The organism is Pseudomonas putida, assembly GCF_016406145.1.
In the GTDB taxonomy this organism is placed as follows: Bacteria; Pseudomonadota; Gammaproteobacteria; order Pseudomonadales; family Pseudomonadaceae; genus Aquipseudomonas; species Aquipseudomonas putida_E.
The window spans coordinates 4,452,005-4,464,222 of the sequence record NZ_CP066306.1 but is presented as its reverse complement, the minus strand read 5'-3'; the positions used below and the strand labels follow the sequence as shown (position 1 = coordinate 4,464,222).

At 60.3% G+C, this 12,218-nt stretch carries 15 protein-coding genes; 13 read left to right on the top strand and 2 right to left on the bottom strand.

The genetic code is table 11. The annotated features are described in order from the left end of the window. Positions 1 to 1,130 precede the first annotated feature (1,130 nt). The 4 genes from JET17_RS20570 (at position 1,131) to JET17_RS20555 (ending at position 3,652) form a co-directional block, all read left to right on the top strand. The gene (locus JET17_RS20570; protein WP_012315861.1) at positions 1,131 to 1,580 is read left to right on the top strand and encodes a hypothetical protein; all 450 of its coding nucleotides are present in this window, start codon (positions 1,131 to 1,133) and stop codon (positions 1,578 to 1,580) included. Positions 1,581 to 1,649: 69 nt separating this feature from the next. Then, positions 1,650 to 2,816, top strand: coding sequence for a phage tail sheath family protein (locus tag JET17_RS20565; RefSeq protein WP_012315860.1), 1,167 nt, complete (start codon positions 1,650 to 1,652; stop codon positions 2,814 to 2,816). 13 nt (positions 2,817 to 2,829) lie between these two features. Further along, the gene (locus JET17_RS20560) at positions 2,830 to 3,339 is read left to right on the top strand and encodes a phage major tail tube protein (RefSeq protein ID WP_012315859.1); all 510 of its coding nucleotides are present in this window, start codon (positions 2,830 to 2,832) and stop codon (positions 3,337 to 3,339) included. Between the two features lie 10 nt (positions 3,340 to 3,349). Then, the gene (locus JET17_RS20555) at positions 3,350 to 3,652 is read left to right on the top strand and encodes a phage tail assembly protein (RefSeq protein ID WP_012315858.1); all 303 of its coding nucleotides are present in this window, start codon (positions 3,350 to 3,352) and stop codon (positions 3,650 to 3,652) included. A 136-nt stretch (positions 3,653 to 3,788) separates the two neighbouring features. On the opposite strand, the gene JET17_RS20550 is transcribed toward JET17_RS20555, so the two are convergent. Then, positions 3,789 to 4,082 (bottom strand): hypothetical protein, encoded by a 294-nt coding sequence (locus JET17_RS20550; protein WP_150105135.1) that lies wholly within the window; start codon positions 4,080 to 4,082, stop codon positions 3,789 to 3,791. Positions 4,083 to 4,313: 231 nt separating this feature from the next. On the opposite strand from JET17_RS20550, the gene JET17_RS20545 reads away from it, so the two are divergent. The 9 genes from JET17_RS20545 (at position 4,314) to recX (ending at position 10,979) form a co-directional block, all read left to right on the top strand. Further along, positions 4,314 to 5,630 carry a hypothetical protein gene (locus JET17_RS20545; protein ID WP_150105134.1) on the top strand — a complete coding sequence of 439 codons (1,317 nt, stop codon included), beginning with the start codon at positions 4,314 to 4,316 and terminating at the stop codon, positions 5,628 to 5,630. A 9-nt stretch (positions 5,631 to 5,639) separates the two neighbouring features. Continuing rightward, complete coding sequence (locus JET17_RS20540; protein WP_012315856.1) at positions 5,640 to 6,485, top strand: phage tail protein; 846 nt, start codon at positions 5,640 to 5,642, stop codon at positions 6,483 to 6,485. After that, the gene (locus tag JET17_RS20535; protein WP_012315855.1) at positions 6,460 to 6,666 is read left to right on the top strand and encodes a tail protein X; all 207 of its coding nucleotides are present in this window, start codon (positions 6,460 to 6,462) and stop codon (positions 6,664 to 6,666) included. Before JET17_RS20540 ends, JET17_RS20535 begins: the two co-directional genes overlap by 26 nt. Positions 6,667 to 6,670: 4 nt before the next feature. Continuing rightward, on the top strand, positions 6,671 to 7,705 hold the full coding sequence (locus JET17_RS20530) for a phage late control D family protein (RefSeq protein ID WP_012315854.1): 1,035 nt from the start codon (positions 6,671 to 6,673) through the stop codon (positions 7,703 to 7,705). Between the two features lie 27 nt (positions 7,706 to 7,732). Beyond that, on the top strand, positions 7,733 to 8,281 hold the full coding sequence (locus JET17_RS20525; protein WP_012315853.1) for a glycoside hydrolase family 19 protein: 549 nt from the start codon (positions 7,733 to 7,735) through the stop codon (positions 8,279 to 8,281). After that, entirely contained in the window at positions 8,278 to 8,754 is a 477-nt protein-coding gene (locus JET17_RS20520; RefSeq protein ID WP_012315852.1) for a lysis system i-spanin subunit Rz, read from the top strand. The genes JET17_RS20525 and JET17_RS20520 overlap by 4 nt, the downstream gene beginning before the upstream one ends. A gap of 83 nt (positions 8,755 to 8,837) precedes the next feature. Beyond that, the gene (locus tag JET17_RS20515; protein WP_012315851.1) at positions 8,838 to 9,320 is read left to right on the top strand and encodes a CinA family protein; all 483 of its coding nucleotides are present in this window, start codon (positions 8,838 to 8,840) and stop codon (positions 9,318 to 9,320) included. A gap of 103 nt (positions 9,321 to 9,423) precedes the next feature. Then, complete coding sequence (recA, locus tag JET17_RS20510) at positions 9,424 to 10,491, top strand: recombinase RecA (RefSeq protein ID WP_012315850.1); 1,068 nt, start codon at positions 9,424 to 9,426, stop codon at positions 10,489 to 10,491. Positions 10,492 to 10,508: 17 nt separating this feature from the next. Continuing rightward, positions 10,509 to 10,979 (top strand): recombination regulator RecX, encoded by a 471-nt coding sequence (recX, locus tag JET17_RS20505; RefSeq protein WP_012315849.1) that lies wholly within the window; start codon positions 10,509 to 10,511, stop codon positions 10,977 to 10,979. A gap of 25 nt (positions 10,980 to 11,004) precedes the next feature. Here the strand turns inward: recX and JET17_RS20500 are convergent, their stop codons facing one another. After that, the gene (locus tag JET17_RS20500; protein ID WP_012315848.1) at positions 11,005 to 12,123 is read right to left on the bottom strand and encodes an LOG family protein; all 1,119 of its coding nucleotides are present in this window, start codon (positions 12,121 to 12,123) and stop codon (positions 11,005 to 11,007) included. Positions 12,124 to 12,218: the final 95 nt, after the last annotated feature.

The window sequence follows — 12,218 nt, the reverse complement described above, 5'->3', positions numbered from 1 at the left end:
GAACCGATACTACGCAATTGGCTAACACCTCTTTCGTGCACGCAGCCATTACAGCGGCCGGGCCGGTGTTCAATAATTCTGATGATGTCACCGACTGGAATGCGGTTATCGCCTCCGGATGGAATCCGAAAATTCTAGGCCGTAACAACGCCAACTCCCCAGGCCAGGAAGTGTCGTACTGGTACTGCCTAGTACTGTCCTACGGCGGGGGCAGCATCACCCAGGTAGCATTTCCCTACGGGGCGGGAACCCTCAACGGTGGAATCAAAACTCGTAGCCGCTACCAAGGCACATGGAATGACTGGGTTACTCCGTATACCAATACGAACGTTGCATCGGTCATCAAGAGCCTAATGGCTGCTACCACTTCAGCAGCAGCACTTGCCGCTATTGGCGCCGCGCCGGTGGTCAGCCCTGTGTTCACGGGCGTTGCAGCTGCACCTACTTCAGATCAATTCGATAGCACGACCAAAATCGCTACTACTGAGTTCGTGCAGCGAGCTATAGGCGGTTACCAAAATGGCTACGCCTATACGACGGCTGGCCAAACAATTACTGCTTCGCGTGTGAATTGTCTAATCAACTTGAATACGGCGGCGTCCAACATCACGCTCCCACTACTTTCCAGTGTGCCTATTGGTTCGAAGGTTTATATCCGTGCAAGTAATACCGCCACTATCAAAGCCCAAGGCACAGACGTGATTTATGTCAATACCGCAAAGACCACTGAGTCGTGGGTGGAAGTTGGTCGCAACAGCAATATCACCCTGATTTCTGCAGGTGCCATATGGTTCATAGCTGGCAACGCCTCGCTGACTCATGACACGAGCTTATTCGGCGTACTTAAAGGCAGCAATGGCTATCAAAAGCTGCCTAGCGGACTGATTTTGCAGTGGTGTAACGGCCAGATCGCTGCCGCTCAGGGCTCGGCCCGCATCACCCTCCCCGAAACGTACACGACAAGCCTTGTCGCCTACTCCTTGGGTACCGCTAATGCAGGCCACTGGGTTACCGGGCAGAACGCAAGTACTAGCGGTATAGACGTCATCGCCCGGACAGTGAGCGGGGGAAGCATCATTGTTCCCTCCGGCATTGTTGGATACACCTCAATCTTCATCGGGTACTGATCTATGACTGTTCAATTCTTCGCCTCTAAAAGCACCAGAGGGTTTTACAGCTCTGATTCAGCCAGCAGCATTCCAGTCGATGCCGTGGAAATCACAGAAGCATACCGAAATCAATTGCTCGAAGGTGAGCGAGCAGGGAGGGTGATTGTCTGGGGGGACAGCGAGCCTTTCCTGGAGGACCCACCGCCTCCAACCGGGGAGGAGCTGGCGGTGGTTGAGCGCCGCTGGCGCGATATGCAATTGCTGGCTACTGACGGGATTGTGGCGCGTCATCGTGATGAACGTGATATCGGCGGACCCACTACCCTGAACACTGCCCAGTTTTCGGAACTTCTGGAGTACCGGCAAGACCTGCGCAACTGGCCTCAGGCTGATGCGTTTCCTCTCTGCATGCGAGGCCGACCGCCGGCGCCTGAGTGGATTGCTCAGTTGACCAATGACGCCCCCGCCTGAAGGGGCGTTTTCTTTTCCGCTGTACCACATGGCCCTGCACTGCGGGGCCTTTTCACATCTGGAGTAAACATGGCTGGATTCTTTCATGGCGTTACCGTAACTAACATCGACACAGGCGCGCGCACTATCGCCTTGCCGTCCTCCTCGATCATCGGCCTTGTCGATACCTTCACCGAGAGTGCTGATGCCACGGCGAAGGCCAACGATCTCGTACTGATCACCAGCGAACGCGAAGCTGTCGCCGCCTTCGGTGAAAACGCGGCCATTACCCAGGCCTGCCGCGCCGTATATTCCCGAGCGAAGGCGGTCATCGTCGCCTGTGGTGTGCTCAAGCTCGAAGATCCCGCCGAGCAGACTTCGGCGATCATCGGGACCGTGCAGGCTGACGGGAAACGCACTGGCCTGCAGGCGCTGCTCGACGGCAAGAGCCGTTACAACGCTCAACCACGGTTGCTGGTGGCGCCACGCCACAGTGCGACCCTGGCCGTGGGCACCGCACTGGTAGCCCTGGCCGACAAGCTGCGCGGTATTGCCATCATCGACGGCCCTAATACCACCGATGAGGCGGCCATCGACTACGCCAAGAACTTCGGCGCCAAGCGTGCCTTTTTGGTCGACCCAGGTGTGCAGTACTGGGACAACGTCGAGCAAGCCACTGTCAATGGGCCGGGGTCGGCCTGGGGCGCCGGCTTGTTTGCCTGGACCGACAGTGAATACGGCTTTTGGGCGTCCCCATCGAACAAGGAGTTCGTCGGTATCAGCGGTACAACGCGCCCGGTGGAGTTCCTCGACGGCGATGACAGCTGCCGAGCCAACCTGCTGAACAACGCCAACATCGTCACCATCATCCGGGACGACGGCTTCCGCCTGTGGGGCAATCGCACCCTGTCGAGCGACCCGAAATGGGCCTTCGTCACCCGTGTACGAACCATGGATATCGTCATGGACGCAATCCTTTACGGGCATAAGTGGGCGGTCGACCGCTCCATTACTGCGACCTACGTCAAGGACGTCACCGAAGGTCTACAGGCTTTCATGCGCGATCTGAAGAACCAAGGCGCGATCATCAACTTCGAGGTTTTCGCTGACCCGGAGCTGAACACCTCCAGCCAGCTGGAGCAGGGCAAGGTGTACTGGAACATCCGCTTCACCGACGTGCCGCCTGCTGAAAACCCCAATTTCCGCGTTGAAGTCACTAACCAGTGGCTGACCGAAGTCCTCGATTCCGCCGCTTAAGGAGCGCACTTTCATGGCAATGATCCCCGAAACCCTGGCCAACCTGAACCTGTTTGTCGACGGTGTCAGCTTCCAGGGCGATGTTCCCAGCCTGACCCTGCCCAAACTCACGCTGAAGATGGAAGAGTACCGTCCTGGTGGCATGGACATGCCCGTCGAGATGGACCTTGGCATGGAGAAGCAGGAAGCCGCCTTCACCACGACCGGCGTGCGCCGTGAGGCGTTGAGGTTCTTTGGCCTTGCCGATGGCAGCGGCTTCAATGGCACGTTCCGCGGCGCCTTCAAGGGCCTCAAGGGCAAGATTACCCCAGTGGTGGTCACACTGCGTGGCTCGCTCAAGGAGATCGACATGGGCGACTGGAAGTCCGGCGACAAGGCCGAGATCAAGCACAGTGTCGGCCTGACCTACTACAAGCTCGAAGTCGATGGCCGCCTGGTTTATGAGATCGACGCGCTGGGCATGAAGCGTGTGATCGACGGCGTCGACCAACTGGCCGCTCAGCGCGCTGCGTTGGGCCTGTAGGGAGGTGATCATGGCTCTAGCAAAAAAAACTCCGCAATGGCTGACTCTGAGCGCCGAGCGCGTCACCGTCCGCCTCTCCCGCGCCAGCGAGGTCAATGGCGTGCAGGTCGACAGCCTGTCACTCCGGGCACCGACCGTACGTGATATCCGCAATGCCCAGACCGGGGGGACCGCTGACGAGGAGCAGCGCGAACTGAACCTGTTCGCATCGCTGGCAGAGGTAGGCATCAATGACCTTGAGGGGCTTGCGCTCAAGGACTACAGCCGCCTGCAGGCGGGGTACTTTCGCCTGGTGCAGGACGACGAATTTTGACCCGGCCCGGCAGAAGGTCGCCGCCCGGCGGCTGGCCAAGGAGCTGAACTTTCCAGCGAGCGAAATCATGACCATGTCGTACAGCGACATGGTCTGGTGGCTCACGGAGTGAAAGGAGAAAAGCATGGCGAACAACTCAGCGGCAACAGATGCGTCGCAACAGCCACTCTCTGACCCTGAGCACGACCGGATCAACCTTGCGCAGGTATTCAGTCATCAAAACCGAATACTTGGGCGCGTTGTGCGGTCGCTGAGGCAAGGGGCACCAGTGAGCGAGGACGCCGAATCGTCTATCGTGCCCATGGTCGAGGTTGTAGATGGTGCGGGCGCAGATACCTTGGAGCAGAACAGTAAAGGCCGGGCGAGCCCTGTTGCCGGGCCTTTCTCGATAGGTGAAGCCTCCAGGAGGCGACCACCACTTGTCGAACATGATGATTACCCCCTGGGCGCCGATGCTACACCTTCGACCGAGCCAGGCCATGGCTCTCGGCAACGCGGTTCACAAACATTGGTCGCCGCAAAGGCGGCGGCTCGGGACGTGAGGCTGGGTGCGCTACTGAAGGTAGGTTCCACCGCAGCTACTGCTTCGACTGCTCAAGAATGGGGTGAAGGGCTGGGAGGTGCGACTGGAGGCTTTGCAGGAAGTGTGCTAGGTGCAGCCTTGAGCAAGTACGCCGGCAGAAATGCCGAATATGGCAAGGTGGTGGGGGGCTTCTTTGGCGAAAAAGTGGGGGCGGCGCTTGGTAAGCGTGTTGCTCCTCACTCCGAACCGGGGGTACTAGGAGAGGTTGCTGCGCCTACCACGACCGCCCCATCGACGGAAGCTGAAACCTCGCAGAGTTCACTCGGGCAAGGCATGCTGACTGGTGTGAGCATTGGCTCCATTGCGCGCGCTCATCAGTCCGGTAAACAGTCTTCAGCGATGAACTGGAATAGGCTGAAGGGCTGGTTGGGCAAAGGCAGCCCCGCAGCCAATGATCCTTATCCTCTCGGGGCAGATGCAGGCCCTTCTCCTACAGAGATCGGTAAACGTGCGCCGCCTTGGAGGACGGTTGGCGAAGTCTTCAAGGAGGAAGGCAAGAGTGTTTTGCTGGAAGCGGCCCTGAAGGCAGGACACACCTACGCGACTGCCAAGACAGCAGAGGAGGCTTGGGCCGGCTACGGCGGTGCTATTGGAGGACTGGGCGGTTCAGTTGCAGGGGCAGTGGTGCTCAAAAGGATCTTGCCTTTTGTAAGCCCGTCAGTGGGTACCACGCTTGGGGGGGAGGTCGGTGACAAGGCCGGTACCGCGCTTGGCGGTTGGCTCGCGCGGAAACTGTCCAAGGACGAGCCCCATCCACCTGCAAGTACTCCCTTGCCAGCCGTTTCTCTTCTGGCTTCGCCCAAGCCGCTCGTCACGCCAATTCCGACCAACGAGTTGTTTGGCCTTCAGCTAGGTACGGTAACTGTCAAACGCCTGTTGTCGACGCCGGAACTGGCGCGACAAAAGTGGGTGGCTAAGCGCTCTTTGCCGCAGGTGTCACTGCTGGACACGCCCAAGCATTCGCTCACCCCCCTGCCTCAGACGGCGTTTCTTGAAGACCAGGTCGGTACCCGGATCACCAGGCACCTGCTGGCACACCCCGCTGCGGCTCAGCCCAGGGCAGTCCAGCCGCAGCGGCCGGCGCCAGTGTCGCTGCTCCGGCCTGCCTCACCCGAGGCGTTGAATGAAGCAGCAGGCGATCGTCTATTCCCCTTGCGCGTACCCCCGGCGGCACCCGCACTTCCAGACCCTGACGGTCCCTTGCCCCCTCAGGCCAAACAGTCTCCGCCGATCGCTCAACATTACACCTTCAACGCCAACCTGCCGGTAACGATCAACGGCTGCCTCGACGATCCGGCCGTCCTGCAACGGTTGGAGGCGATGGTGCAACGCACGCTACAGGAGCTGATCAGCCGCAAGGCGGCTACGCAGCTTTCTGATCCCATCTACGCGTGAGGATATTTCATGACCTATCTGGAACAGCTCCAAGGCGCCTTGCATGCGCTGGTCAAGGCAGGCGAGGAGGGGCGTCGACGTGCCGACGCCATGCTCGAACCGATGGCCCAGGCGGTCGACCATGCCAAGGAGGCAGCCGCTGAACTCGAAGCTCTGCCATGGATCGGCCCGGAGATAGGCAAACGCCTGCAACGTACGATGCGCGCCATCGACTCTGCCAAGCAGCGTGTTGACATGGTGATCGCCAAGTACAACCAGTCCTTCGAGGTGGTGCGCAAGGTGCGTGATCGCGTCAATGCCTTCGCCGAGCATCTGGGCAAGGCGGGTACGGCAATCCGCCGCGTGATTGGCGATGTGCGGGCGCTGGCCAGCGGCGTGCTGTCGACTTTTGGCTTGGTACCTCAGGCCACTCCTGCGGCAGAGGCGATCACACCGTTTGCGCATCTGCTGGTGCTGCAGCCATTGAAGGCAAACGCGCCACCGTACTATTTCAACCTCGATACCGCCGCCTTCGACCAGTTGCGCCGGCAAACCCGTTTCCGCTGGGCTGCCCAGGAGCGCCTGGCCCGTGCCACCGCGCAGCAAGCGGTCAGCCTGGGCGAAGAAACCATCAGCATCCGTGGCGCCATCTTCCCCGGTTTCAAGGGGGGCGTGGGGCAGTTGCAGGCGCTGCGAAGCATCGGCCGTCAGCTTTTGCCATTGTCGTTGACCACAGGCTACGGCGAAGTGCTCGGCACTTGGTGCATGACCAGCATCGAAGAAGAGCAGGGCGCCTTTCTGGCCGGTGGCATTCCTCGCAAACAAGGCTTTTCACTGGAGTTCGTGAGTTATGGACAAGACTTGCAAAACATCTGAAGGAGATGTGCTCGACACCCTCTGCCACCACTATTACGGGCACCTCAATGGCAGCGTGGAGGCGGTGCTGCAAGCCAATCAGGGGTTGGCAGACGAGGCCCAGCCGTTTCGCAGCGGGGTGATGATTCGCTTGCCAACGTTGACGCTGGCGCCGGCCAACGTCGTACAGCTCTGGGACTGAGGCCATGCAACCGCAATTTCGCATCCAGGCCGATGGCCAGGACATTACTTCGTTGATCAATGATCGTCTGTTGCTATTGCGCACCACTGACAAGCCTGGGTTGGAGTCGGACGACTTCGAGTTACGCATCGATGCGCGAGACGGCACCGTGGCGTTGCTTGCCCGTGGCGCGGTGATTGAGGTGCATATGGGCTACGCCGGTCAACCGCTGACCCGGTTGGGGCGTTACACCGTCGATGAGGTGGAGCTGTTCGGTCCACCGGACACCCTGTTGATTCGCGGTAAGGCAAGTGACTTGAGCGGCAGCGGCAGAACCGTGCGCAGTGGCAGTTGGGAGGTAGTGACGCTGCAACGCATAGTCGCCGAGATTGGAGTGCGTAATGGCTGGCAGGCGATCTGCCCGGTGCTTATTCAGGTACCGCGCGTCGACCAGTACAACGAATCGGATTTCAACTTCATCACCCGCCTGGCCCGCCAGTATGACTGCACCGCCAAACTGGCCAACAGCCAGTTGCTGGTGCTGCCACGCCAGGCGGGGCGCAGCGCCAGTGGCAAGCCCCTGGACGTGGTCGGCATCGCCCATCACCAGGTCAGCCAGTGGCATTTGCGGCTGGACGACAAGGCGGGGCGCCAGGCTGTGCGTACTCGCCATCAGGATACTGCCAGTGGTGAATCGAAGACCCTCGAACTGGTCAATGCCGAGGCTGGAGGCGCCCAGCGGCCGGTGCATACGGACCGACACCTTTACCCCAACCGTGCTGCAGCCGAACAGGCGGCCAGGGCGCGGCTAGCCAGTTTCAATCGCGAAAGCGCCAGTGTGCGCCTGGATCTGCCTGGGCGCACCGACCTGTTTGCCGAGCGCAGCATCGATTTGCATGGCTTTGTCGAGGGTATGAACGGGCAGTATCAGATCGACTCGGTGGAGCAGGTATTCACCCTGTCGGGCTGGCGTACAACCGTACAGGGGAATGGTGGCAAGGCAGGCAAGTTGAAGGCCAGAGGCCCCGCCCCGCGTCGTGAGGCAGTGACCAAGGCCTGAGGAATGAACCACGCAAGGAGGTCAGATATGCTTACAGAAGCGCAATTGCTACAGATTTTGCCCAACGCCCGTTATGTCGCAGGTGTTTTTCTTCCTGCGCTGAACATCACCCTGCCACGGTGGGAGATCGATAACCCCAAGCGGTTGGCTGCGTTCATCGCCCAGGTCGGCCATGAGTCCAGCCAGTTACGTTATGTGAAGGAACTGGGCAGCAATAGCTACCTGGCCCGTTACGACACTGGAAGCGTGGCCCGGCGCCTGGGCAATACACCGCAGGAGGACGGCGACGGCCAGTTTTATTGTGGACGGGGCCTGATCCAGGTGACCGGTCGCAGCAACTACCAGGCCTGTAGTCGGGCATTGTTCAACGACGAGCGTCTGCTAGCCCAGCCGCAACTGCTGGAGCAGCCGCGCTGGGCGTGTGAGTCAGCGGCGTGGTTCTGGCATTCCCGGGGGTTGAATGGGTTGGCGGACCTGGGCGAGTTCAACCGTATCACGCGCCATATAAATGGTGGGTTGAACGGGCTGGAGGATCGCTTGAAGCTCTGGGCGCGGGCGCGTGAGGTGCTGTGTTGAGTCGACTGCGCTTGGGGCTAAGTGTACTTTTGATTCTGTTGTACACAGCGTTGGTATGGCAGACCCAGAACTGGCGCTATGGCCGGCTGTTGGCGCAGCAGGCGCAAGCCCAAGCCGTGGCGATGGCGACCAGGGTGCTTGAGGTGCGCGAGCAAAACCAGCGCCTGGAGCGGCAGTTGCATGAGAGTGAAACCCGTCATTACCAGGAGTTGAGCAATGCGCAACAGTCCCAGGCTCGCCTGCGTGATCGCCTGGCTACTGCCGATGTGCGGTTGTCAGCCTTGGTCGAGCGCGACGCCGCTTGTGCCGCAGTGCCTACCGCCGCCGGCGCCGGCGGCGTGGATCATGCATCCGTACGCGCCCGCCTTGAGCCGGCGCATGCTGCACGAATTATCGCCATCACCGATGAAGGCGACCGAGGATTGATGGCGTTGCGGGCTTGCCAGGATTATGTGCGGGGATTGCTGCGCTGAGCGGAGGCATGAAGTAGCAACGACTATCCCGATCAACCACCTCAAATGCTAGGGTGTCGCTCAGCCTCTTCCAGGAGTTGCCCATGGACCCGATTACCGTTCTCTCCGCCCGGCTGGGCGAACACCTGCGCCGCTTCAGCGCCCAGGTCACCACCGCCGAATCCTGCACCGGCGGCGGCATCGCCGAAGCCATTACCCGCGTACCTGGCAGCTCCGCCTGGTTCGAGGCCGGCTATGTCACCTACTCCAACGCTCAGAAGACTCGCCAGCTTGGGGTCCCCGAACCTTTGTTCGCCCAAGTCGGTGCAGTCAGCCAGGAAGTGGTCGAAGCCATGGTTCGCGGCGCCCAGGCGGCCAGCGGTGCGCGTTTCGCCGTGGCAGTCAGTGGCGTGGCCGGGCCCGATGGTGGCTCGCCGGCCAAACCGGTTGGCACCGTGTGGCTGGCATGGGCCGATGGTAGTCACGTGAGCAGTGAGCGTCGCCACTTCGACGGCGACCGCGAAGCAGTGCGCCGACAGACGGTAATCGCTGCGTTAGACGGCTTGTTACAGCTTGGTGCCGAGTAAATCGACGACAGGGGTTTGCTCAAACGCTTCCCTGTGGAATAATACTGGCTACTTATACAGGTATTCCGGCCATCAGGGCCAAGTCGAACACGTGAGGATTTCAATGGACGACAACAAGAAGCGCGCCTTGGCTGCGGCCCTGGGTCAGATCGAACGCCAATTCGGCAAAGGCGCGGTCATGCGCATGGGCGATCACGAGCGTACCGGCATTCCGGCCATTTCTACCGGCTCCCTGGGCCTGGACATCGCTCTGGGCATCGGCGGCCTGCCAAAAGGCCGTATCGTCGAGATCTATGGCCCGGAGTCTTCGGGTAAAACCACGCTGACCCTGTCGGTCATCGCCGAAGCCCAGAAAAGCGGCGCCACCTGCGCCTTCGTCGACGCCGAGCACGCTCTCGACCCTGAGTACGCCGGCAAACTGGGCGTCAACGTCGACGACCTGCTGGTTTCGCAGCCGGATACCGGCGAGCAGGCACTGGAAATCACCGACATGCTGGTGCGTTCCAATGCCGTTGACGTAATCATCGTCGACTCCGTGGCCGCCCTGGTGCCCAAGGCAGAAATCGAAGGCGAGATGGGTGACATGCACGTTGGCCTCCAGGCCCGTCTGATGTCCCAGGCGCTGCGCAAGATCACCGGTAACATCAAGAACGCCAACTGCCTGGTCATCTTCATCAACCAGATCCGTATGAAGATCGGTGTGATGTTCGGTAGCCCGGAAACCACCACCGGTGGTAACGCCCTGAAGTTCTACGCCTCGGTGCGCCTGGATATCCGTCGTACTGGTGCAGTCAAGGAAGGCGACGAAGTCGTCGGCAGCGAAACCCGCGTCAAGATCGTCAAGAACAAGGTCTCGCCGCCGTTCCGTCAGGCTGAGTTCCAGATTCTTTACGGTAAGGGTATCTACCGTAACGGCGAAATCATTGACTTGGGTGTCTCCCAAGGGTTGGTCGAGAAGTCTGGTGCCTGGTATGCCTATCAGGGCAACAAGATCGGCCAAGGCAAGGCTAACGCGGCCAAGTACCTGCAAGAGAACCCGGCCATTGGTGCCGAGATCGAGAAGCAGATTCGTGAGAAGCTGCTCAAGGCGGGTGTTGTTGCCGAAGCAGGCAAGGCTGCTGCAGCTGATGCCAAAGCCGACGACGTGGCTGACGCCGACGCCGGTTATTGATAGCTGCTTGGCCGATCATGTCCGTCGTACTCGACACCCCCGTCGCCGTTCGGCGGACAGCCATGGACCTGCTTGCGCGCCGCGAGCATGGTCGCGTTGAGCTGACGCGCAAACTACGTCAGCGCGGCGCTACGGATGAGTTGATCGAGCTCGCGCTCGATCGGCTCGCCGAAGAAGGGCTGCTCAGCGAGGCTCGCTATCTCGAAAGCTTCATCAGGTATCGTTCCAATGCGGGCTATGGCCCAGCGCGTATTCGCGAGGAGCTTGGCCAGCGTGGCCTGAACCGTGGCGATGTCGACCAGGCACTGCGTGACTGCGGTGTGAACTGGGCTGAGCGGTTACAGGATGCCTGGCAGCGCAAATATGCCGGGCAACGTCCGCATGACCCCCGCAGCCGTGCCCAGCAGACCCGGTTTCTCGCTTACCGTGGGTTTCCCATGGACATGATTGGCCGCCTGCTCAGCGGCCGAGACTTGGACGACTACTGATTTAGCAGCCACATTGCAGGCGCACTCAGCTTACCTTCAACGCCTCCCGCGCCCGCTGCGTGGTATGCATCGGCTGCGGCTTTGCCCAGTTCTCCGACAGGTTGATGAAATCCACCAGCTCACGCAGACGCCCTTGATTACGCCCATTGAAGGCAAAGGTCAGGCGGGTCAGATGGTTGTAGTTGCCTTCTTCATGCTCCGCGCCACTGTCGGCATGTTGATGGTACCTACCGCTCAGTCGTAAATCGGCAAAGGCTTCCTGAATCTCATGCAGTGCCGCGTCGCTGAGCCGATGGTGCATGCGGATCACAAACTGATTCTTCAGCCAGCGGCTGGAGTGGTAGTTGCTGTAGAACTGGTTGATTTCCTCCACTGCCTCGTCGGCACTGTGTACCAGGCGTACCAGCTTGAGGTCACTGGGCAGGATGTAGCGGTTTTCTTCCAGTTGCCTGCTGATGAAGTCCAGGCAGTCGCGCCAGAAGCTGCCACCTGGTGAGTCCAGCAGGACCACCGGCACCAGTGGGCTCTTGCCAGTCTGAATCAGCGTCAGTACTTCCAGTGCCTCATCGAGTGTGCCGAAACCTCCCGGGCAAAGGACCAAGGCGTCGGCTTCCTTGACGAAGAACAGCTTGCGAATGAAGAAAAAGTGGAAGGGCAGCAGCTTGTCAGTGCCGTCAACTGTTGGGTTGGCGTGCTGTTCGAAAGGGAGGGTGATGTTGAAGCCCAGGCTATGATCGCTACCCGCGCCTTCGTGCGCTGCGGCCATGATGCCGCCGCCTGCGCCGGTAATGACCATGAGGTCGGAGCGGGCCAGTGTGGCACCCAGTTCGCGTGCCAAGGCATACATCGGGTGTTCCAGCGGGGTGCGCGCCGAGCCGAAAACGGTGACCTTGCGCCGGCCCTTGTAGCGTTGCAGGCTGCGGAAGGAGTGGTCCAGCTCGCGGAGGGCCTGCAAGGTGATCTTGGCACTCCAGCGATCGGTGTCGTCGTGGGCCATGCGCAAGATGGTCAGCATCATGTCACGGTACAGTGGCAGGTTGGGGCTGTCCGGTGCGACCAGTTGCAGTTGTTCATCGAGTTTACTCAGGTCGATACCACTGTCCCTGAAGTGATTGAACAGATACTCATTGGGTTGGTAAGGCATTCAACGTCTCCTTCTGCAGCAAAACCTCTGACCGAGCTGATGGCTGGGCTCGGCCGCGACACTACGTGCGTCGCTGGCTGCTCTGGCTCGAGTGT